Below are 22543 nucleotides of genomic sequence, written 5' to 3'. Positions count from 1 at the left end.
TATGAAACATATTAAATTTTCGATTATTCTTTTTGTATGCTTATTGCCCTTGACGCTAATTGCCCAGCAACAGAAATATACCGTCCGTGCAAAAGTTGGCCGGTTGCAACCACCGGCAATCGCCTATTTATTCGTTGACGATAAGATAGATTCAATGGTTATTAGAAACGGCGAATTCCGTTTCAGCGGTTCAGTGAGCGAAGTTCAACCTGCCACGATTTTAATCAGCTATGATGGCGTCGGTCAGTACGATGATGAACCGGAGGCCATGCCTTCCATACTCAATTTCTACCTGGAACCAGGGGAAATATCTGTTATAAGCGCTGATTCGCTGGAGAATGCCAAAGTTACAGGAGGTACTGTGCAGGCAGACTATTCCAGGCTGCTACATCAACTGAAGTCTAACTATGAAGTCTTGAACCGCTTCAATAACGAATTCAATTCAGCATCGGAAGAACAGAAAGCCTCCAGCGAGTACATACAAAACAGCGATAAGCAGCTGGCAGCAATTGGCAGTGAGCAAATGGATATCTACAGAAAATTTATCAAGGATAATCCAGGTTCTTTAATGAGTCTTTTTGTACTGGAGTGCTACGCGAAATATGGATCCGTTACCCTGCTCAATGCCAGTTTCATATCTCCCGAGCTAAGCGAAATCGAAGCGCTTTATAATTCGCTTGATGCAAAGGTGCGTTCCAGTAAGCAGGGGATCGAATTCTATAAGTTGATGAAGAAAGGCGTAAAGGTCGAAATTGGCAATGTTGCTCCTGATTTTGAACAGCCGGATACCGCTGGTAACCTGGTGTCGCTGAGAGATTTTAGAGGAAAATATGTGCTGATTGATTTTTGGGCAAGCTGGTGCGGGCCGTGCCGGGAAGAGAACCCGTTTGTAGTTGAAGCGTATAACGAATACCAATCAAAAGGCTTTACCGTGCTCGGCGTTTCTCTGGATGCGGGGGATAAGGAGCTATGGCTAGAAGCCATCTACGAGGACGGATTGGCCTGGAACCATGTTTCCGACCTGAAAGGCTGGAAGAATGAGGTAGCGCTTTTATATTCCGTAAAAAGCGTTCCTCAGAACTACTTGTTGGATCCCGAAGGCGTTGTTGTTGCCATCAATCTTCGCGGAGAAGATCTGAAAAGAAAACTAGCTGAACTGATTAAATAACGATTCATGCGCCGGCCTGGAAGGCAGGCGGAAATTAAAATAATTTGGAAATGGCAAGGATTGCTTTTTTTATATTCTTTCTGCAGATTTTTTCACCCGCTGTTTTAGAAGCGCAGTCTTTCAAATTTACCGTTAAAGGTAAGATAGGCGACCTTTCGGCTCCGGCTAAAGCTTATATCCTATATGAGGAAGCCGCAGGAATGGAAACTGACTCTGTAGTGCTGGATCATGGGGCGTTTGCATTTAATGGTATTGCCAAAGGGCCAAACCTTGTGGCATACTTGAAAATAAGCAGGTCAGGAGGCATTTCAGAGGATGTGGAATATTTGCGATTTTTTATGGATGCGGAAAGTATTTCGATAGTAAGTGATGATTCTCTGGATAATGCCGAGGTAACCGGTGGGTCGCTCAACAGGGATGCGTCGATACTGAAAGCGGCTTTAGCGGTTGATGAGCCAGGAACGGCTTATACGAATTTTATTAAATCCCATCCCGATTCTTACATCAGCTTCGAAGCGCTCGATATTTTAGGCGGAGAGGACCCGGACCCCGCTTTGGTAGAGCCACTTTTCAATATCCTTTCAGGCAGCATCCGCTCATCTAAGGAAGGTGTTGAATATGCCCAAAAAATTGCCAGGTTGAAAGTGGTGAGCATAGGCAGGGTTGCGCCTGATTTTGCGATGCCCGATACAACCGGTAGATCAATTGCCCTGCATGATTTTAGAGGGAAGTTTGTGCTGCTGGATTTCTGGGCAAGCTGGTGCCCGCCATGCAGAGCCGAAAGTCCCTATCTGGTCGGCGCTTATGAAACATATAGAAAGAAAAACTTTACGATCTTAAGCGTATCGCTTGATCAGTTAAGTGGCAAAAAGGAATGGATAAAAGCCATTCGGGAAGATGGCCTGTCCTGGACGCATGTTTCAGATTTGCAGCAGGAAAATCGGGCAGCAATGTTATATTCCGTGCAAGCCATCCCGCGGAACTTCCTGATCGGCCCTGATGGTAAGATCCTTGCAAAGGACCTGCGTGGCAAAGCGTTGTCAGAAATGCTTGAAAAGGTTTTGGGTCAATGAGCTTGCTGATTGTGGTATATGCTGTTGGTAGCCGGGCTTTTGTCCGTCAGTTAAACGACTGCCTGAATTCCAAAGGTGTCTGACTTGTTTTTTGTTTGAATATTTTGCTGAACGATTGCGGATATTCAAAGCCTAATTGATAGGCAATTTCGCTGACAGAAAGTTCTGTGGTTGTAAGGATGTCTTTGGCCTTGTCTATCAGCTTTTCGTGAATGATTTGTTGGGAAGTTTGTCCTGTGAGTTGCTTCAAGCAATCGCTCAGATACTTGCTCGATATATTTAATTGGGAAGCCAAATATGCAGGAGTTGGCAACTTTTGCTCCCTGGCGTCGCTGAAATGGGCGTTTAATATGTTTTCTACCTGGTTCAACAGTTCACTACTGTGGTTTTTTCTGGTAATAAACTGTCTGTTATAATAACGATTAAAATACGTTAACAATAGATCCAATGTCGAAATAATGACATCCTGACTAAACTGGTCTATGGGCAACAAATATTCCTTTTCAATTTGCTCAAAAATAGTTTCTATAGATTTTTGCTCATCTTCGGATAGGATCAAGGCTTCATTTACATCATAATGAAAAAAGCCAAAGCTTTTCATTTTCGGGCTTAACGGATATCCTCTCAAAAAGTCAGGATGGATACTTATGACCCAACCCGCTTTTGCAAATGCAAAATCTTTATCAACAATGTTCACTTGCTTGGGGGCAAAACAAGAAATAATGCCTTCATCAAAATCAAAAGTTGTTTGCCCATATTGCATTTTACAAGGACATTCTTTTTTTAACGCGATTTGATAAAAATCACTGATCAATTTTGTGCGCTGGGTGAGTTCCGGTTTTGGGAAATTTTCAAAACGAAGAATGCTGAACATAGGATGCTTCGGCTTGGAAATACCCACCACCTTGTGCATATCAGTAATAGATTTGAGATGAATAGTTGATGTATTTAAATTCACTTTATACAGGTATAATTATTGACTATTTTTTCCTATATGATCTGGCAAAACTTCTGGCTGCAAAAGCGTTTGGAAATAAAGCCGATAAGCGGCTAGCCATTCGGTTCATTTTCCCAGATACAATATAATGCTTTTTTTTATCCAATGCGGTCAACATTTCGTCTGCTACTTGTTCAGGGGTTTGTTGAGGGGTAGAACTGTTATATTCCGCATTGAGTCTTTGCCCCACTTTACCATCTAGTCCGGCAGCACTGTTAAAATTGGTTTTGGTCAACCCAGGGCAGAGCAACATCACGTGTACATTGTATGGTTTACATTCCTGGGTTAGTGCCTGGGTAAAGTGACGGACAAAAACCTTGCTGGCTGAGTAGGTGGTCATATAGGGTATCGGTAAAAATGATGCCATAGAAGCAACGTTGATTATCGTTCCGCCTTTTTGTGCTTTCATTTTCTGCAGAAACAAATGTGTGAGTGCAACCAAAGACGATATGTTAAGTTGCAGCATATCCAACTCTGATTGCAGGGACAACTCTGCAAACTCACCACCGGAGCCAATTCCGGCATTATTAATGAGTGTTTCAATTTGTAATTGACGTTTTTGTGTTTCGTCAAAAACCTGCTGTGCCGCACCTGCTGTAGATAGATCAGCCGAAATATATTCCACCGAGATTTGATGGCGCTTGGTTAGCTGTTCAGCCAATTCCTTTAGTTTGGCTTCGCTTCGTGCCACCAACACCAGATTTTGTTTTCTTGATGCCAGTTTTAAGGCAATGGCTTCTCCAATTCCACCTGATGCCCCTGTTATTAATGTTGCTTTCATTTCTTTGTACTTTTAATTTGATGGTACAAAATTGATCATCTCCCTCAACTAAAAAGTATCCAAAAGTCGATTGTTTGTGTTCAATTGGCCGATTGCATGAATGGAAGAATAGCGCTAAAAGACAGGCGGAAGACCTCCAGACATAGGACGACCTAAAGAAGCACAACGCATAGAAAATTATTGAGCCAAGCTTACCCAATGTCCTGAAGGATAAGACTGATTTCAATAACCCATCATTTTAGGCTAAACCAAAAGTCGTTTGGGCAAATCTGTTTTTTGAACCCGTTACAACTTTACAGCAACAAAAACAGAAAAATGGAATTAGAAAAACTTCACCATCTTTAACCGCTTATACAATTCTTTATTTAGCAGGCGTAGCAAATATGACAAAGCACCCCCCTAAAGTTTTCGGCTCGCTTATATCATTTTAATACCATCGAGTCGTTTTTGCAAACCTGTAATCAGATTTTTTGTGGCTACTGAACCAATGGGCAAACGTAAGGGAGGATTTTTTAATGTAGTACATTCAATAATCGCCTTTGCAACATCTGCTGCATCATCCAGTTCACCAAAGCCCGCGTCGATGAATTTTCGAATTTCATTAACAGGGGTACTTTGATAAGCTTCCATAGGTTCAGCGATACTCAGGCTGTTCCCAAAATTAGTACGGGTAGGCCCGGGTTCTGCAATGGTAAACCTAATATTGAATGATGAGACATCCTGGGCAGTAGCTTCCACAAAACCTTCGATTCCCCACTTAGAGGCATGATAAAGGCTGAACCCCGGATAGGCAATCTGTCCGCCTTCTGATGATACCTGAATGATACGCCCACCTTCAGGTTGCTTTCTTAAAAAGGGGATTAAGGCTTTTATCAGCATGATGGGACCCAGTAAATTTACCTCCAGTTGTTTTATGATCGTCGAACTATCCAGTTCTTCTACCGCTCCAAAAACACCTATTCCTGCATTGCTGACTGCAACATCAATTTGTCCTAATTTTTTATAGGCATTAGTGACCGCTTTTTCGATACTTGCCAAATCCGTTAATTCCAAATAATCCACATAAAGTCTTCCAGGATACTTTTCAGCTAATTCCTTTAACAGCTCCGGCTTTCTTAGCGTGGCAAAAACTGTATATCCTGCCTCTAAAAGCTGCTCTGTTAAATTACGTCCTATACCGCTTGATGCGCCCGTAATAAACCATTTTTTATGCATAGTAGTTCGTGTTTATAGGGCAAATTTCGAACTAATGGTGTATTGGTAGCTAACGAAATTGAAACCAATGGTTATAAAAATCAAACTTTTCTATACATGGATGGAGATATGCCTTCGCACTTTTTGAAAAAGCCGGAAAAGTGGGTAAGCGAACGAAAACCCGGAAGATGGGAAATTTCCAAAATATCAAGATCGGCATGTTTTAAGCGTAGCCTCGCTTCCTGCTTATGGAATGATCGAAACCAAACAATATACTGTGTATGGATATGGTAGAAATCTCAAACATATAATTTCTTATTACCATTTATTATTACTGCTTTGAGCTTCAGAACAACCAAAAATTGGACTTTTTAACAAGCTATGCTGAAGATTTTATGCGGAACTTTGCAGTATGAAATTTATAGTTAATGGAAAATAGAGAAACAGTTTTGGTAACAGGTGGAACCGGATTTGTAGGAATGCAAATCATCTTGCAACTTTTACAAAAAGGGCACAAGGTTCGAACAACAGTTCGTAATATTAAGAGCAAAGACAGGCTTATTAAAACACTGAAATCCAATGGCGTTACGCAATTTGACAGTCTTTCATTTGTGGAAACGGAATTGACCAGAGATGATAATTGGGATGAAGCGATGAAAGGCTGTAAATATGTATTAAGTGTGGCATCTCCTGTGTTTTTTGACGTTCCAAAAGATGAAGAAGCAGCTGTCCGTCCTGCTGTTGAAGGCATACTTCGCATTTTGAAATTCGCAAAAAAGTCAGGTGCAAAACGAGTAGTAATGACTTCCAATTTTGGTGCAGTCGGTTTCAGTCAAACAGACAAGACACGGATGACTACGGAAGCCGACTGGACGGACATCAACTTAAAAGGATTATCGGTTTATGAAAAATCAAAAACACTGGCTGAAAAAGCTGCCTGAGATTTTATCGGGACTATGGGTGAGGACTTAGAATTTGTTACCATAAACCCTGTGGCTATTTATGGGCCTTCTTTAGATGAACATATCTCGGGAAGTTTTCGTTTGCTTGAAAATTTATTGAGCGGCTCAATGAAAGCTGTTCCAAATATTCCGTTGAATGTTGTTGATGTCAGAGATGTAGCCGATATACATATTCTTGCAATGACAAATCCTGCAGCCAAGGGACAACGTTTTATCGCCTCGGCGGACGGACAGATTACGCTGCCGGAAATTGCCGAACTCTTAAAACGTAAGTTGCCTGAAGTTGCCAAAAAGGTTACGACAAAAAAACTTCCTGATTTTTTTATTAATATAGCTTCATTATTCAATTCCCAGGCAAAAGAAGGAGCGATGCTTTTAAAGATAAACCGTAATGTAAGCAATGCAAAAGCCAAAAATTTATTGGGATGGCAGCCTATTGCTACACAGGAACAAACCATATTGGAAGCAGTAAAGAGTATGGCTAAATACAACCTGATAAAATGAGAGGAATAACAGAAAATCAACAATCCAGTTTTCTAAAAGAACAGTTCATACCCGATCACGTTTTTTTATATGTTGTAAAAGGTAGTATTAGTTTCTTCGACGGAAATAAAACATATACACTTAAAACAGGTGGTTGTGGTATTGCCCGCAAAAATAGTTTGATAAAATTTATGTTGCCGGACAATGAAGAGACATTCAATCCAATTATATTCTGCTTTGATGAAGAATTTCTTCAGCAATTTCAGACAAAACATAAGATCCAGCCAACTGCATCTAACATGATTGAAAGCTTTTTGGAAATCAGAAAAACAGATTGGATTGATAACTTCATCACCTCCTTGAAACCTTATTATAAAGGGGGCATGCAATTAGATGAAGCGGTAGAAGATCTGAAATATGAAGAGCTTTTAATTATTCTGCTCAAACAGCAACCCGAACTTGCCGGAGTCCTTTTTAACTACGCCAGGCCTGAAAAGCTCAACCTGGAAGCATTTATGAACAGCAACTACAAATTCAATGTGAGCATAGAACGTTTCGCTTATTTAACCGGACGAAGTTTGTCTGCCTTCAAAAGGGATTTCAAGGAAATTTTTGGCTGCACACCTAATCGTTGGTTAGTAAAGAAACGGCTAAATGAAGCGCATTTCCTTATTGAGAAGAAAAAACAGAAGCCGCCTGAAATATATCTTGATTTAGGTTTTCTGGACTTATCTCATTTCTATTACGTCTTCAAGAAACAATTCGGTTACCCACCAAGTATGTTACAAAACGAAAAACCGAAGAAATGACAAAGTCAATATAGCGGTGTAAGAAAAAATTGAAAGTGCCATTTAAGGTAATGGCACCACCATCGGATATTGACAGCCGGACATAGATGTATCCGGGTTGTGACACGATGCGGAAAAGTTTGGTGAACATCATCGAAACCATGGGAAACACAGGCAAGGAGTTTTTACCCATCATCGAAACGTACTTGCCATATTTAACAAAGCTGCGTGAACTGTTTGAAGTAATGAATGTTTTTTAAAAGAAGGGCTTTATTTCGCTGGTGTTCGAACAGAATCCTGCTTATTCCGAAGGTGCATTTCGAACACCCCGACTGCACCCTGTGTTCGCCGGTAACTATTTGGGATCAACGAAAAAGGGTTCCTCAAAATTGAAGAACCCTTGTGTGATTTTAGCGAAATCTCGCCCAGTACCGCGTACGGGAGTCGAACCCGTCATTCCTCCGTGAAAGGGAGGCGTCTTAGCCGATTGACCAACGCGGCATTATGGTCATTTTTGGGATGGCAAAGGTAACGCAAATCCACACAATTCCAAATTTTTCAGACAAATTATTGATCCGGGCGATGCATATTTCCCCAGTCGGACATGCTCTCGATCACCTGCTCGGCCGATCTCCCCACCGCTGTCAGCCCGTATTCCACCCGGGGCGGCACCTCCGCATGCACCGTCCGTTTTACCAGACCGTCTTTCTCCAGCTCCCGTAACTGCGCCACCAGCATACGCTCGGAAACGCCTTCCATCGACCGCAGCAATTCGCTGTACCGCATCGGTCCGCGCAGCAGACGGAACAGGATAGCCGGCTTCCAGCGGCCGCCGAGTACGGACAAAGTATAGGCCATCCCGCAATTCCGGAGGATGTGATCTTCATTCATGGCATTTGTAGAGCTCTCTTTACGCATTTCTTACTGTTTTGTTAGTACTTAACAATTTATGCAGTACCTGCAAAAGTAAAACTCCCGGTCTACATTTGCTACATGAAAAATCTCACCAACAGAACAGCCCTCGTCACAGGAGGGAGCCGCGGCATCGGAGCGGCTATTGCCAAAAGACTGGCAAAGGAAGGCGCCAACGTCGCCATTACCTATAATGCATCGCAGCAGAAAGCGGAGGAGGTCATCCGCGCTATTGAAGCGCAGGGTGTAAAGGGACTGGCCATCAAGGCGGACAGTGCGGACGCGAAGGCCGTTCAGGCGGCGGTAGACCTGGCGGCAAAAGAGCTGGGCGGACTGCACATTCTCGTCAACAATGCGGGCGTTGCGGAATACAAGCTCATGGAAGAATTTACCATCGAGGAATACGACTTCAACATGAACGTGAACGTGAAAGCGGTGTTCTTCGCTTCCCAGGCGGCGTTGCGCTATCTCGGGCGGGGCGGCCGCATCATCAACATCGGCACCTGTATGGTGGACAAAGTGGCTTTCCCCGGCGCAACGGTCTATTCCATGAGCAAAACCGCGCTCACCGGTCTTACCAAAGGCCTTGCCCGGGAGCTGGGCAAAAGGGGCATTACGGTGAACCTCGTACACCCCGGTCCCATTGACACGGATATGAACCCTGTCAATGGCGAATCCGCGGATTTTCAGCGGACCCTGCTGGCTGTGGACAACTTTGGAACGGGGGATGATATTGCGGGGCTGGTGGCTTACCTGGCGGGTGATGAAAGCAAAAACATCACCGGTACCGGCATCACAATCGATGGAGGCACAAATATTTAACAAAATATATAGTAACTCAAACCACTATATATTTCATTATCCGGAATATTTTGGGTATCATTATGTAAAATGCCAACCGGTAAGAGGGAATGAGACGGACTCATACTTTTAAATTACCTGCAGCGTTATACGTTCAATTATGCCTAAAGTTTCCTTCAACAACAAGAATGCACTTTTCTTTCCCTCGCTGAAAGCCTCGGTAGAAGAGTATTTCAGGGAGAATAACCTGAAAAAGACGGGTAATACCCACTTACATGTCAAAACAATTGTCCTGATCCCTGCGGCCATCCTGCTGTATATCAGCCTGCTCGCATTTCCCATGCACGTGTTATCGCTGATACTGGTGAGCGCCCTGCTGGGGTTCACGCTGGCCTGCATCGGGTTTAACGTGATGCACGATGCCTGTCATGGCAGTTATTCTACCAAAGGCTGGGTGAATGATGCCCTGGGTCTTACTTTGAATGCACTTGGCGGCAACGCCTTCATCTGGAAACAGAAACATAACATCATCCACCATACTTATACGAATGTGGACGGCCTGGATGACGATATCGCGAAAAGTCCGCTGATGCGCCAGTGCAGCACCCAGCAGTGGGTGCCGATGCACCGGCTGCAGCATTTTTATGTGGTGCTGGTGTACGGAATATCTTCCTTTGCCTGGGTCTTCATCATGGATTTTGTGAAATACCTGAGCAGCAAAGTGTACAGAACCCCGCTGCAAAAAATGACGTTCTCCGATCATTTTGTGTTCTGGATGAGCAAAGTGTTGTATGTGGCTTTTTACATCGTACTGCCGATATATGTGGTGGGCGCACAGACCTGGGTGATATGGTTCGTTTCCATGCACCTGGTCATGGGTTTCACGCTCGCCATTGTGTTCCAGCTGGCGCATGTGGTAGAGGAAACCGAATTTGAAGCAGTGGGGGATGACGATATGATCATTGAAAATGAATGGGCGATCCATCAGATCAAGACCACGGCGAATTTTTCTCCGGGCGACAAGGTCGTATCATGGTTCGTGGGAGGATTGAATTACCAGGTGGAGCATCACCTTTTCCCGAGGGTCAGCCATGTGCATTATCCGGCATTAAGCAAGATCGTGGAAGAGAAGTGCCGGGAATTCAACCTGCCTTACAACAGTCTGCCTACTATGGGCGCCGCGGTTCGTTCGCACTTCCGTTTTATGCGGATGCTGGGAATGAAGCCACAGGTGGTGCCTGCATAATACAAGAAATGCTTGCCTTTTGAAAAGCGCTGTTCCGGGAGGAGCGGCGCTTTTTTTGTAAAAAAATCTTCCACACCTGTGCCTGCCCCGTACCATCAGGCAAAATAAAACGCTCATTTTAGCAGGATCAACATGATAATAACAAACTCATTCACAAATTATTAACACTAATGAGTGGGCGAATGAAGTATCTAACACTTTCTTTAAACCTCCCATTTATGCAGAAACTACACCAATTGGTCATTCAGCAAATGAGTCCCGGTTCCCTGCCGGACGATGAGGCCTCGCTTACTGCCTGCTTTGAACAGGTGCAGGAGGAAAGAGAATTGATGACCCGAAGGTTGCTTGATGCAACGCACCTGAATAACAACAGGGAAGACAGGCAGGCACTGGTCCGGCAACACCAGGCATCGCTGACCCGCCTGCTGGACAGTCTTTATTACTACATCAGCGTGCATCGGTCCACTACCGGCAGGAGCACGCAGGATGGCCCTGATCACAAAATGGCGTGTTACCGGAAAGTAGAGGAAAGTTTGCAGGATGTGATGATCGGGCTGGAGCAGCACTTTTCTGAATATATGGAGCTGGATGCCCATCTGCCGTTCAGCTACACCACCCTCGCCAGGAAGCAGTTGGGTATGCGCCTCCGCGAAGTGGACTGGCTGGCGGACGCTCCGGGGCTGGAGCCGGCTTTGGCGGAACTGATCTTCCGGCCTGTGCGGGCATTGATCGATAACAGGGGAGCGCGCGTCACATTCCGCATGCTTTTTTACTGCCGCAACCTGCTCAGCCAGCTGGTGCAGCTCACCACGCTGGATGTGGGGCCTGCGGGGCTGTTCGACCTGCAGATGCATGGCATCCTGCTGAAGATGAACTTTAATTCACCGGCATATTATTGCTATTGCACCGAACGCATCCGCATCAGGCTGAAACAGTACCCGAAACTGCCGGAACGCATCGCCTGCCTGTCCCGCTTCATCCGCGAGGTCAACCGCATTCCGCGGGAAAACCCGGAGTTGGCGCTGGATACAACGCAGCCGCACATCTGCATGCAATTGCTCAATTGGCTGGAAGAAGAAAAACAATACCTGCAGGAACTCCATGCAGCCAGCAGGGAAGCCCGCATTCTCACCAATGTTACCCTGCCGCAGCTGACCCTGCTGGTGCGCCTGTTCATAGACGAAGGGATCATAGCGAACACTTCCACCGAGCAGGTACTGCGTTCAGTAGCCAGCGTGATGGCCGTAAATCAGCCCGATGCTGCGGCCGGCGATAACTTCGAGGCCCGGTACCATCACCCGGCGCTGGCTACCATCCAGTCCTGCAAAGCTACCGTGGCCCGGCTGGCTGCCCGGTTGCGGGAATATGAAACGAGCCGGCATGCGTATGCTGATTAACAAGTTATTTACAAAATTCCAATGTAAAACCTCAACCGATGAAACAAGATTTTATCGCCATTCAGGAGAAATTGTTTGAAGAGCTCGCCCTGCATGAAACCCGAACCCCTAACCTGCTGGAACGCACGAGAAGGGGCGCCCAGATGGTCAGGAAAGTATTGGCACAGCTGAAAATGCATGTGCTGGAAAATGATTTCTCGGACAAAGCGGAAGAGCTCGCTTTTTACAAGAACATCTTCCCGCGCATTCACAGCCAGAATGTGTATTACAGCCGCCTCTTCCGTATAGAAGCCGATAGTCCGCGCAAAGTACCGGCGGAATACAAACGTTTCCTGGAACAGGAGAATGAACGCATCAATCTCTTCTTTGAAGAGCATGGCGCACTGTTCATTTACCATCGCAGTAAAGCCAGCGATATGGATGAAGTATATTTCCTGCGGAACAGCATTTACAATAACAACTATCCGGATGATCTGGATGGCATGCTGGATACCCGTTTCTGCAATCCCAACTCCATCCGGCTGGGCGAACTGATCGGCCTGGAAAGGGTAAAGGAATACCTGGAAAAGGCCCTGGAAGAAGCTGAAGTGGCGCTGGAGGAAAGCAAAAAAGTGATCCGGACGCCGCTGCTCTGGACCGCCCGGAAGGCAGATCTGGCGGAACTTGGCTACGCCATCTACGCTTCAAAAGCCCTGAACCACGGACGTGCCGAGCTGAAGCAGATATTCGCCTGGCTGGAAGCTTCCTTCAATATCTCGCTCGGCAACCCTTACAGCATTTTCCGCGATCTGCGTGTACGCAAAGGCGAAAGAGCCAGGTTCGCCGAAGTGATGAAAACAGCGCTGGAGAAGCTGATGGAAGAAATGGATGAAGATACTTCCCGTGCGGTCAACGGCGGCAAAGCGCCGCGCCACTCCTGACCGGCTTTTGCAGGAGAGGATTTTTAGCGATATCTTCGGTTTTCGCTAAAACCCGCTTCATGAGATATGTCATATATGCCGGCATCTTCCTGATGACCGTTGCCTGTAATCAGAGAAAATCCTCACAGTACACCGAAACTGCGCATCCCGGGGCGAAAGACCTGCATACCCAGTCCAATGCAGACAGTGTTTCCATGGAACATCTTCACCTCGATATCCGCGTGGACTTTTCTTCACAGACCATCAGCGGTCTGGCTGCATGGACGATCAGCAACAATACCGGCGCCGCTGAATTGCGCCTGGATACCCGGGAACTGAGCATTGACAGCATAACCGTTGACGGCAAAAAAGTTACCCATCGCTTTGATGTGGCGGACAGCATCCTTGGCAGCCGCCTGAACATTCCGCTGGAAGCAGGTTCCAGGACCGTCAATATCTGGTACCGGACCGGCAGCAGGGCTACGGCGCTGCAATGGCTGGAACCTTCGCAGACACTGGGCAAAAAGGCCCCCTTCCTTTATACACAATCAGAATCCATCTATGCCCGTACCTGGATCCCCTGCGCGGACGGCCCCGGCATCCGCTTTACCTACGATGCCCGTGTGACCGTTCCCGAAGGGCTGATGGCGCTGATGAGCGCAGTAAATGTGCAGCAGCGTAATGACAGCGGTATTTACCATTTCAATATGGAACAACCTGTGCCGGCCTACCTTATGGCGCTGGCCGTGGGCGATATTGCTTTCAAGGCGATCGATCCGCGCACCGGCGTATATGCGGAACCGGCCATGCTGGACAAAGCGCATCATGAATTTGCGGAAGTAGGCGGGATGGTGAACGCGGCTGAAGCGCTGTACGGCCCATACCGATGGGGAAGATACGATGTGCTCGTGTTGCCGCCGGGATTCCCGCTGGGCGGCATGGAAAACCCGCGCCTTACTTTTGCTACGCCTACCATCATTGCGGGAGACCGTTCCCTCGTCAGCCTCATTGCACACGAACTGGCCCATAGCTGGAGCGGCAACCTGGTAACCAATGCCACATGGGACGACTTCTGGCTGAATGAAGGCTTCACCGTGTACTTCGAGCGCCGTATCATGGAGGCCATGATGGGCAAAGACTATGCGGATATGTTATGGGAACTGGGGTACCAGGACCTGGACGCGACGGTGACTGAAATGGGGGCGGGCAACCGGGATACCTGGCTGAAGCTGGATCTCCGCGGCCGCGATCCGGATGAAGGGCTGACAGATATTGCCTATGAAAAAGGCGCTCATTTTCTCCGCAGAATAGAGGAAACCGCCGGCCGCGCGAAGCTGGATACTTTCCTGCGCCGCTATTTTGATGAACATGCCTTTCAAACTATGAGTACCGGGCAGTTCCTGCAATACCTCGATGCAAAACTGCTGAACGGGGATACCACCAAAGTGGATGTGAATGCGTGGGTGTATGGACCGGGCATCCCGGAAGACTGTCCGCGTGCTTCACAGCAATTGTTCGGGAAGGTGGATGAGGCCAGGGAGCGCTTCCTGAAAGGAGCGGAGCCTGCTACGCTTGAGGTGGATAAATGGACCTCCCACGAATGGCTGCACTTCCTGCGCAAAATGCCGGTGCCGCTTGCCATCGATCAGATGGCGAGCCTGGATAAAGCGTTCCGCCTTACACAGACGGGCAACAGCGAAGTGGCGGACCGTTGGTTCATTATGGCCGTTGCCGTGAAATACCAGCCGGCCTATCCGGCGATAGAAAAATTTCTCAGCCAGGTAGGGCGCCGTAAATTCCTGACCCCGCTGTACAGCGAGATGATGAAAACCCCGGAAGGAAGGGAAATGGCGAAGCGCATCTATGAAAAATACAAACAGAACTATCATCCGCTGGCACAGGAATCGCTGGGTAAGCTGATCAACTAAACGGAAACGAATGAGCACCAGGAAAGCATCGTACCTGTTATTATTTCTGCAATCGTTGAAAGCCGCCTTCAAAGCGCTGTCGGCTTCCGACCCTTTGCGGCTGGCCGGTGCTACAGCATTTTTCACCACGTTCGCCCTGCCCGCTATCCTGATCATTATTCTGCAGGCATTGCGTGCGGTGTTCATTCCGCGGAATATCAGCCGGCAGCTGTTTACCCAGCTGGAAGGATTGGTGGGCCGGGAAACAACGGAGGATGTGATCAATACCCTCAGGGCTTTCCGCAGCATTGCCGAGAACTGGCTGATCGCCATCGGCGGGTTTATTTTTTTGCTTTTTGTTGCCACTACATTGTTCAAAGTGATCAAGGACAGTCTGAACCAGGTTTGGGCCATCCGTTCCGTCCGCCGCCGCAGCTTCAAAAGCATCATGCGGTCCCGCCTGCGGGGTGTGCTGGTGATCCTGTTCACCGGTTTCCTGTTTATCGTAGGATTGTTCTTTGAAGCCGCCATGGCCTTCCTTGGAAAGTATATCCAGGAACTGGCGCCGGACCTTGTCAACTATTACCGGAGCGCATTCAGCTACCTTGCTACGGTTGTTACCGCCACTTTATGGTTTGCCCTGGTATTTTACCTGCTGCCGGACGGCAGGCCCCGCTGGAAGATATTGTTCACCGGTGCTTTGGTGACCAGCATCCTTTTCAATATCGGCAAGCTGGTGCTGCGCTGGCTGCTGACTTACAGCAATATCAACAGTATCTACGGCGCTTCCGCATCAATCGTACTGTTGTTGCTGTTCGTGTTCTACTGTTCCCTGATCTTTTATTTCGGGGCGTCTTTCACGAATGTCTGGGCCGATGCGAATGGAGTGCCGGTGCAGCCCTTGCCGCATGCGAAGAAGTACAGGATCGCGGATGTGAAGGAAGAAGACTGAAAACTTCAAGGGGCAGGCCGTGAATGTAATAACAGCGGGGATTTTGGTATTTAATAAAAGATTTTTTCATACATTTATTCCAACTGTTGCAATTGGCTGTCTACGGAAACTTAAGATTAAAAAACAATGAGCGCTACGATCACCTGTGTGTTGATTGATGATGATATGGATGATCAGGAGATTTTTTTGTATGTTATGCGAGAGATAAACCCGGATATTTTCTGCCGATTTTTTAATGACGGAGATGAAGCCGTCCGGGCGCTGCAAAAAGAAAAGGATTTCCTCCCCGATTATCTGTTTATTGATCTGAATATGCCCCGCATGAGCGGGATGACCTGTTTGCGCGAGATCAAAAAGATAGAAAGGCTGAAAAAAGTGCCTGCCGCTATTTACACCACATCTTCCGATCCGGGGGACAAAAACAATGCGCTACAGGCCGGTGCAGATGCCTTTATTGTCAAGGAAGCGAGCATGGACGATCTTAAGCCCGGTCTTGAGGCTTTTTTAACCAATGCTCCGGGTAAACACCATGCCTGAAATTTCTCCACATATCAATATTTACCGGCAGTTCATAGAAGACCTGCCGATGGCAGCCTACGTCTTTGATGAGGGAGGCTATGTGCAATATTATAACCGGAAAGCAACGGAGCTTTTCGGACTGGCCCCGGTACCGGGCCGGGAGAAATGGAGCGCATTCTGGAAAGTGCGGTCCGGGCAGGGTTTATTGCCGGATGAAAAAGCTTTGTCCGCGGAACAGTCGGCAGCCCTGGACATCCCGCTGGACCGGCCTGATGGCAGCAGGCGCTATGTGCGTATTTATCAGCGTTCCATAAATGTGGGGGAAGGGCAACGCTCTTACCGCGTTCACCTGGTTACAGACGTTACCGAAGGCAGGAGCAATGAAGAAAAAACGATGCTGCTTGCCGCCATCGTACAATCCTCCGAAGACGCCATCATCAGTAAAACGCTCGAAGGCATTATTACCAGCTGGAACGAGGCGGCCACACGCATCTTTGGATACACGGCGGAGGAAATGATCGGGCAACCGGTGACAAAGCTGATCCCCCAGGACCGGCTGGATGAAGAACCGGTGATTATAGAGCGGCTGAAAAGAGGAGAGCGCGTAGAACATTTCGAGACCCAGCGGATGACCAAGTGCAAACGGCTTATAGATATCTCCCTCACCATCTCTCCGGTAAAAGACAGTGCCGGTAATGTTGTGGGCGCATCCAAGATAGCGCGGGACATCTGTGAGCAAAAGAATACCGCGCGCCTGATCCGTGAACGGGAAGAGCTCTTCCGCATGACCGTTGAATCCACGAACATCGGAAGCTGGGAGTTTTTCCCGGACACCGGTCGTATCACCTGGTCAGACGAAAGCCGTAAAATATGGGGTATAGATTATAACATCCCGCTGACGGTAACATTCCTGCAGTCGTTAGTGTTCAAGGGAGATGGGGAACTGCTGAAAAGAAAGGCCCTGCAAACGGCGGAGGAGAAAGAAGGCCGGTTCGATGCGCAGTTCCGCATTCGTCGTGCGGACACCGGCGATCTGCGGTGGGTCAAAGTACAGGGGAAAGCGCTTTTTTCGGAAAAGCAGGAGCCAAAACGGTTCATTGGTACCATGCTGGATATTACGGCAGATAAAACCTTTACCGAACGGCTGGAACAGATCGTGAACGAGCGTACCCGGGAATTGATCGAATTGAACCAGCAACTGAAGCGGTCCAACGACGAGCTGGGGCAGTTTGCCTACATTGCCAGCCACGATCTGCAGGAACCCGTTCGCAAGGTACAGACCTTTGCGGGTCTCATAGAAAGGCATCTTCACGAACCGCGTCTGCTGGAACACTACACCAGGCGGATCAAGGCTGCGTCCGGCCGGATATCGAAATTGCTCAGGGGAGTGCTGGACTACTCCCGCCTTTCCCATCTTACCGGGCGTGTCCAGGATGTCGATCTTAACCTTGTGCTGAAAGAAGTATTGAACGCGCTGCGGCCGGAAACGGAAAGGCTGCAGGCCGTTGTGCAGTCCGATGAACTGCCCGTTATACAAGGCAATCCGGACCAACTGTATCACCTGTTCTACAATCTGATCAGTAATTCGTTGAAATTCTGTACAAAACCGCCCATGATCACTATTGCTGTTTCCCGTTTGCATCACCGCCAGACGGAGATCGTTTTCAGGGATAATGGCATCGGCTTCGAACAACAGTATGCAGAAAAGATCTTTCATATTTTCTCTCACCTTAATCCTGTTGACCAGTATGACGGTACAGGCATCGGGCTGGCGCTCTGCCGGAAGATCGTGGAGAACCACGGCGGCATGATCAGTGCCACCGGCGTTCCCGGAGAAGGCGCCGCCTTTTATATCACGCTCCCCGCCCGATAGTTTACTGCTGTTGTAGTTGGCATTATTTTTAGACGTTCATTTTCAAATGGATACCATTGCTAAAACCGTTTGATTATGGATGAGATTTCTCCATGGATTGCGCCTGCTCACCAGTTTTTTGCCGGTAGAGACATTCAACATGATTATTGCAGAAAAACGCCTGATTTCACTTTTGAGGCCTTCAATACAAAGGATGCCTTATGGGTTGTCATTTCCTGGAAGAAAGGCCGCAGGCTGGCTTTTCGTGCGGCATATGCTCCGGGAGCCGATCTGCGGACGGAGCAACTGGAGGAGGGGGAGAACGGCGTCGTATTCCGGCTGAAGGCGAATTTTGGCAGCTATGAGGTGCGGCTGAATTTCCCTTTACCGGAGCCATCGCTTTTGCATTGCCGGACCACGCTCACACCATCTATGCCTTTGCACATCCCGTTCTGGCCGCGCGACTGTGTGCCGTTGCCGGCAGCGGCTGGCAAAAGGCCGCAGGCTATGGCAACGGGAAAGATCCATCTTCGTCAGACCGGCCTGCGTTCGGGCCTGGTGTTCCTGGATTTTACCCGGCCGGTTCACGGCAGCATGCTTTATTTCCAGAACCTCTCCGCTTTAAATGATTATTGCAATGCCACGGAAACTTCATTAAGCGATACCGTTGGCGGAAGGTGGGGCGAATTCGGCTTTTCCCTTCCGCCTACAAAAGAGAAGCCACTGCCGGCCGGAAAGCCGTTCATCATATCGGACGCATGGCTGTTGCCCGATACCGCCAGGCCTGCCGGGGAATTTGCGCTGGCACGGCAGTTCCTGGACATGCTTTCCCGCGTTTATTCCTCTCTGCCGCCCATACAGACCACCTACCGCAACTGGCCGGATATCCTGAAAAAATCCCTGCACGACCTGGAGCAAAAATCAGGATGCTGGGCACAGGTCAACGGGAAGTCTTATCTCAACGCTTATGTCAGCGACTATGCCACACCGCCTGAAAGCATGGTGCAGCTGGCAGTGCTGTTGCCGTTGACGGATTATGAAGAATGGAGCGGGGAAAAACAGAAAGTCGCTGCTGTCATCCGGGAAGGACTGCCGCAATTCTATGATGAAAAGATCGGGTCCGTCACCCGCTGGCTCGTCAGCGCTGAAGAAAAGCTGGATGGCAGCGAAGAGCACAAGAAACCCCGTGTGATGGACTCCTGGTACCTCCATCATCCCCTGCTTAATCTCTCGCGTTTGGCGTTGAAAGGTGAGCGGATGGCACGTACACTATTGTTGTCTTCCCTGGATTACATCATCAAAGTAGCCCGTCATTTTAACTATGACTGGCCGGTTTTTTATCATCTGGACACGCTGGAGGTGATCAAGGCCGAAGCAGCCGAGGGCAAAGGCGGGGAGCGGGATGTGCCGGGAATATACGCACATGTTATGCTCCAGGCATATGAGCTGACAAAAGAGAGAAAATACCTGCTGGAAGCCAAACGGGCTGCAAATGCGCTGAAAGGACGAGGGTTCAATATATTCTACCAGGCCAACAATACCGCTTTTGCCTCAGGGGCTATGCTGCGGCTCTGGAAGGAAACCGGGGACAAGGTGTACCTGGACCTGAGCTACCTCTGCCTCGCCAATATTTTCAAGAACGTCTGGCTATGGGATTGCGACTACGGCTATGCCAGATACTACCAGACCTACTTTGCCCTGTTCCCGCTCAACGACGCCCCGTACACGGCGGTATATGAGGAACTGGAAGGTTTTTCCGCATTCCATGATTACCTGAACCATGCAAAGGGTCTGGAAATCATGCCCGCCGTCCGCCTGCTGCTGGCGGAGTTCATCAAACATATGATGCACCGCTCGCTGTTTTACTACCCGCCGCAGCTGCCGCCCTCCGTATTGAGCAGCGATGTCAAGTCCGGAGAGCTGGACAACAAACTCTGGATACCGGTGGAAGACCTGCAGGATGGATGGAAAACCTCGGGAACGGTGGGGCAGGAGGTGTATGGGGCGGGGTTGCCTTTTGCGTTGGTGCCCAGGCATTATTATAAAATACCGGAAGCATCCATGATGGTGTACATCGATTATCCAACCTGTAGTTTCATCAAGCGGAAAGATCATACGCTATCCTTTGTTGTGCAGGGAGATGAGCGGCTGCATTGCCGCATGATGCTGATCCCGCTGGATGACAAGCCCCTGCCCCTTTGCCAGGTAACCTTCTCCCGGCAGAAACCGGAAGGGAAACGAACGCCGGAAGGATATTTGGAATTCATTCTGCTGGGAAACCAGCGTGTGCGGATCAAATGGGAAGCACCGAAGAAAAAGAGCATCAAAAGATCGACAAAACAATTGATCAAGTCATTATAAAACTATCGTTATGCAAACAAATACAGATACCTGGAGAGAAAACCTTGGTACGGAAAGCGTCAGCGGGAAAGCGGTGCTGATCACCCGGGGGGACGACCGGGATTGGTCGTACAACCGCACTGCTACTCGCTTCCATGGGTGCCAGGGTAATGATCTTCGGACGGAATGCGGATGCATTGGAGGATACATTGAAGGATTTCCGGGATGCGCAGCTGGAAGACCGGGTACATGGCATCACGGCGGACGTTTCGCGGAAGGAGGATATCGAAAAGGTGTTCCGGGAAGTGGACAGTCAGCTGGACGGTCTGGATATCCTGGTGAACAATGCCTCCATTGGCCACAACGGTGTAATGGACGGTAATTACGAGGAATGGGCGTATGCCGTGAACATCAACATTCTCGGGTATATCGCCTGTACCCATGAGGCGGTGAAGCGTATGCGGAAAAAAGGCGGCGGCCACATCGTTAATATCGGTTCCATGAGCGCCCATACAAAAGATGAGGGCAGCTCCGTGTACGTGGCCACAAAATCCGGTATCCGCGGGTTTTCCGAGGCGCTGCGGAAAGAGATCAATAAAGACGGCATTAAAGTGACATTGATAGAGCCGGGGGCCGTAGGGACTGATATGCAGCCCTCCACGCCGGACGAGCAGCGGGACAAGGAAGAGGATATGAAAATGCTGAAAGCGGAAGACGTCGCCTCCAGCGTGTTTTATGCATTGACCCAGCCCAGGCGCTGTGATGTGGTGATGATCCAGCTCAGGCCGCATTTGCAGATCATATGAGAATGCGCCGCATAGTGAAACGGGAAAATAATTTACTTAAAACAGTCACATGAGCCTGAAGATATTTGATGATGAAATAATAGAATCGGTACGGGGTAAACTGATACGGAACCGGCAGACGCTGGCCGTTGCGGAAAGCGTTACTTCCGGTATGCTGCAACTGGCCTTTTCACAGGCAGATGAGGCCAGCGGGTTTTTCCAGGGCGGCATTACCGCCTACAACCTGGGGCAGAAAGCCCGTCATTTATATATTGACCCCATACAGGCACAGGCGGTGAACTGTGTGTCCGAACAGATTGCGGCGGAGCTGGCGCTGCAGGTGACCCGCATGTTCTCCAGCCACTGGGGGCTGGGTATCACCGGTTATGCCACGCCGGTACCCGAGTCCGGAAACGAGCTGTTCGCGCACTACGCCATTGTTTTCAATAAAAATGTGGTACTGACGGGAGAGATGCGGCCAACAGCAGGGAAAGCGCTGGAGGTACAGTTGTTTTATGTGAACTACCTCTTGTCCGCCTTCAATAATGTAGTGGATTTTGCCAGGTGACGCCTATCTGACCTTTTTGAATGCATAGTGCCCTTTGATGTAGCGGTTCAGGAAAGTACCTTTGGACGAAGCGGCTTTCATGGCCTGGTACACGGCGGGCGGCACCGCTTCGTAATCGTACACCATTCCCGATACGAAAATGATCCGCAGGGTGGCCGAAGCCTCGTTGTACCGTATGGCTGCAACAACGGATGATGGCATGTTTTCAGTCCATCAAACTTCATACCCCTGTTTTTTGTATTTTTAGCATTCAATTCAACCAATCGGGAGGGGCTGTTAAATCGGGGAATGTCAGATACTGCAAATAAAGAACATACAATAACGCTGGGGGACAAACAGGTTTTTCAGGCTGTATTCCGTCAGCATTACCAGGCTTTGTGCTACTTTGCCGTTTCCATCGTGGGAGATCGCCAGGAAGCGGAAGACCTGGTGCAGGAAACATTCTCCAAATTATGGAACAAACGTGGCGATTTCCGGACCGACGCCAATATCAAGGCTTTCCTCTATATCGCCACAAAAAATGCCTGCCTCAATTTCCTCAAGTCCAGGCAACGCAAGACCTCCCGGGAGGAAGCGTTCACCTATCTGCACGAAGAGCCCTTTTCTGAAAACGCATTCGATCCGCTGCTGGCGGAAACCGAGATCATCAGCGCGCTGTACCAGGAGATCAGCAACCTGCCCCCGCAGTGCGGCCGCATCTTCCGGATGAGCTACCTGGAAGGCCGCAGGAATGAAGATATCGCTTCCATACTGGGGATCTCCTATAATACCGTACGCACCCAAAAGCTGAGGGCCCTCAAGCTGATCCGGGCTTCCCTCCTCAAAAAGAACCTTCTTCCGGCGTTTTATGCCTACATCGCTTTCCTGAAAATACATTCGTGGTAATGTTATTTTAACGATGCTGCCTGCGGATCGGTGC

23 protein-coding genes and 1 tRNA gene are annotated in these 22543 nt (G+C 48.5%); 17 read left to right on the top strand and 7 right to left on the bottom strand.

Annotation, left to right across the window (positions count from 1 at the left end; translation table 11 throughout):
* The first annotated feature begins 1 nt into the window (after nucleotide 1).
* Nucleotides 2–1168: a TlpA disulfide reductase family protein gene (locus FW415_RS01225; protein ID WP_148382492.1), complete on the top strand. Its 1167-nt coding sequence runs from the start codon at nucleotides 2–4 to the stop codon at nucleotides 1166–1168.
* Between the two features lie 50 nt (nucleotides 1169–1218).
* Nucleotides 1219–2241, top strand: coding sequence for a TlpA disulfide reductase family protein (locus tag FW415_RS01220; RefSeq protein WP_148382491.1), 1023 nt, complete (start codon nucleotides 1219–1221; stop codon nucleotides 2239–2241).
* Between the two features lie 46 nt (nucleotides 2242–2287).
* On the opposite strand, the gene FW415_RS01215 is transcribed toward FW415_RS01220, so the two are convergent.
* The 4 genes from FW415_RS01215 to FW415_RS25685 form a co-directional block, all read right to left on the bottom strand.
* Nucleotides 2288–3154, bottom strand: coding sequence for an AraC family transcriptional regulator (locus FW415_RS01215; RefSeq protein WP_148382490.1), 867 nt, complete (start codon nucleotides 3152–3154; stop codon nucleotides 2288–2290).
* A gap of 67 nt (nucleotides 3155–3221) precedes the next feature.
* A complete protein-coding gene (locus tag FW415_RS01210) occupies nucleotides 3222–4019 on the bottom strand; it encodes an SDR family oxidoreductase (protein WP_148382489.1) in 798 nt (265 codons plus the stop codon).
* A 417-nt stretch (nucleotides 4020–4436) separates the two neighbouring features.
* Nucleotides 4437–5234, bottom strand: a complete 798-nt coding sequence (locus FW415_RS01205) for an SDR family oxidoreductase (RefSeq protein ID WP_148382488.1) — start codon at nucleotides 5232–5234, stop codon at nucleotides 4437–4439.
* Nucleotides 5235–5314: 80 nt separating this feature from the next.
* The gene (locus FW415_RS25685) at nucleotides 5315–5485 is read right to left on the bottom strand and encodes a helix-turn-helix domain-containing protein (RefSeq protein ID WP_371417071.1); all 171 of its coding nucleotides are present in this window, start codon (nucleotides 5483–5485) and stop codon (nucleotides 5315–5317) included.
* Between the two features lie 156 nt (nucleotides 5486–5641).
* Between FW415_RS25685 and FW415_RS25105 the strand changes: the two genes are divergently transcribed.
* The 3 genes from FW415_RS25105 to FW415_RS01190 are packed head-to-tail and all read left to right on the top strand — an operon-like array spanning nucleotide 5642 to nucleotide 7467.
* Complete coding sequence (locus FW415_RS25105) at nucleotides 5642–6154, top strand: NAD-dependent epimerase/dehydratase family protein (RefSeq protein WP_210420801.1); 513 nt, start codon at nucleotides 5642–5644, stop codon at nucleotides 6152–6154.
* 15 nt (nucleotides 6155–6169) lie between these two features.
* Nucleotides 6170–6679 (top strand): hypothetical protein, encoded by a 510-nt coding sequence (locus FW415_RS25100; protein WP_210420800.1) that lies wholly within the window; start codon nucleotides 6170–6172, stop codon nucleotides 6677–6679.
* Nucleotides 6676–7467 (top strand): AraC family transcriptional regulator, encoded by a 792-nt coding sequence (locus FW415_RS01190; RefSeq protein ID WP_148382487.1) that lies wholly within the window; start codon nucleotides 6676–6678, stop codon nucleotides 7465–7467. Before FW415_RS25100 ends, FW415_RS01190 begins: the two co-directional genes overlap by 4 nt.
* Before the next feature lie 408 nt (nucleotides 7468–7875).
* Here the strand turns inward: FW415_RS01190 and FW415_RS01185 are convergent.
* Nucleotides 7876–7947: transfer RNA gene (locus tag FW415_RS01185), tRNA-Glu, on the bottom strand.
* A 66-nt stretch (nucleotides 7948–8013) separates the two neighbouring features.
* Complete coding sequence (locus FW415_RS01180; RefSeq protein WP_148382486.1) at nucleotides 8014–8364, bottom strand: helix-turn-helix domain-containing protein; 351 nt, start codon at nucleotides 8362–8364, stop codon at nucleotides 8014–8016.
* 75 nt (nucleotides 8365–8439) lie between these two features.
* Here FW415_RS01180 and FW415_RS01175 point away from each other — a divergent pair, with 75 nt between their 5' ends.
* The 11 genes from FW415_RS01175 (at nucleotide 8440) to FW415_RS01125 (ending at nucleotide 21624) form a co-directional block, all read left to right on the top strand.
* Complete coding sequence (locus FW415_RS01175) at nucleotides 8440–9180, top strand: SDR family NAD(P)-dependent oxidoreductase (protein ID WP_148382485.1); 741 nt, start codon at nucleotides 8440–8442, stop codon at nucleotides 9178–9180.
* A gap of 139 nt (nucleotides 9181–9319) precedes the next feature.
* Nucleotides 9320–10405, top strand: a complete 1086-nt coding sequence (locus FW415_RS01170) for an acyl-CoA desaturase (RefSeq protein ID WP_148382484.1) — start codon at nucleotides 9320–9322, stop codon at nucleotides 10403–10405.
* Between the two features lie 218 nt (nucleotides 10406–10623).
* Nucleotides 10624–11802, top strand: a complete 1179-nt coding sequence (locus tag FW415_RS01165; RefSeq protein WP_148382483.1) for a hypothetical protein — start codon at nucleotides 10624–10626, stop codon at nucleotides 11800–11802.
* A gap of 38 nt (nucleotides 11803–11840) precedes the next feature.
* Nucleotides 11841–12722 (top strand): RteC domain-containing protein, encoded by an 882-nt coding sequence (locus FW415_RS01160; protein ID WP_148382482.1) that lies wholly within the window; start codon nucleotides 11841–11843, stop codon nucleotides 12720–12722.
* Between the two features lie 59 nt (nucleotides 12723–12781).
* Entirely contained in the window at nucleotides 12782–14629 is a 1848-nt protein-coding gene (locus FW415_RS01155; protein WP_148382481.1) for a M1 family metallopeptidase, read from the top strand.
* A gap of 10 nt (nucleotides 14630–14639) precedes the next feature.
* The gene (locus tag FW415_RS01150) at nucleotides 14640–15560 is read left to right on the top strand and encodes a YihY/virulence factor BrkB family protein (RefSeq protein WP_148382480.1); all 921 of its coding nucleotides are present in this window, start codon (nucleotides 14640–14642) and stop codon (nucleotides 15558–15560) included.
* Between the two features lie 126 nt (nucleotides 15561–15686).
* Nucleotides 15687–16097, top strand: a complete 411-nt coding sequence (locus tag FW415_RS01145; protein WP_148382479.1) for a response regulator — start codon at nucleotides 15687–15689, stop codon at nucleotides 16095–16097.
* Complete coding sequence (locus tag FW415_RS01140; protein ID WP_168208616.1) at nucleotides 16090–17952, top strand: PAS domain S-box protein; 1863 nt, start codon at nucleotides 16090–16092, stop codon at nucleotides 17950–17952. The genes FW415_RS01145 and FW415_RS01140 overlap by 8 nt, the downstream gene beginning before the upstream one ends.
* A gap of 75 nt (nucleotides 17953–18027) precedes the next feature.
* Nucleotides 18028–20292, top strand: a complete 2265-nt coding sequence (locus FW415_RS01135) for a hypothetical protein (protein ID WP_148382477.1) — start codon at nucleotides 18028–18030, stop codon at nucleotides 20290–20292.
* A gap of 134 nt (nucleotides 20293–20426) precedes the next feature.
* Nucleotides 20427–21077, top strand: coding sequence for an SDR family oxidoreductase (locus FW415_RS01130; protein ID WP_246858875.1), 651 nt, complete (start codon nucleotides 20427–20429; stop codon nucleotides 21075–21077).
* Between the two features lie 49 nt (nucleotides 21078–21126).
* A complete protein-coding gene (locus FW415_RS01125) occupies nucleotides 21127–21624 on the top strand; it encodes a CinA family protein (RefSeq protein ID WP_148382476.1) in 498 nt (165 codons plus the stop codon).
* 3 nt (nucleotides 21625–21627) lie between these two features.
* Here the strand turns inward: FW415_RS01125 and FW415_RS01120 are convergent, their stop codons facing one another.
* A complete protein-coding gene (locus tag FW415_RS01120) occupies nucleotides 21628–21825 on the bottom strand; it encodes a KTSC domain-containing protein (RefSeq protein WP_148382475.1) in 198 nt (65 codons plus the stop codon).
* An 87-nt stretch (nucleotides 21826–21912) separates the two neighbouring features.
* Between FW415_RS01120 and FW415_RS01115 the strand changes: the two genes are divergently transcribed.
* On the top strand, nucleotides 21913–22509 hold the full coding sequence (locus tag FW415_RS01115; protein WP_148382474.1) for an RNA polymerase sigma-70 factor: 597 nt from the start codon (nucleotides 21913–21915) through the stop codon (nucleotides 22507–22509).
* Nucleotides 22510–22543 lie beyond the last annotated feature (34 nt).

Source organism: Chitinophaga sp. XS-30 (assembly GCF_008086345.1).
Classification (GTDB): Bacteria; Bacteroidota; Bacteroidia; order Chitinophagales; family Chitinophagaceae; genus Chitinophaga.
The sequence above is the reverse complement of the archived record's forward strand: the minus strand, read 5'-3'. Positions and strand labels throughout refer to the sequence as shown.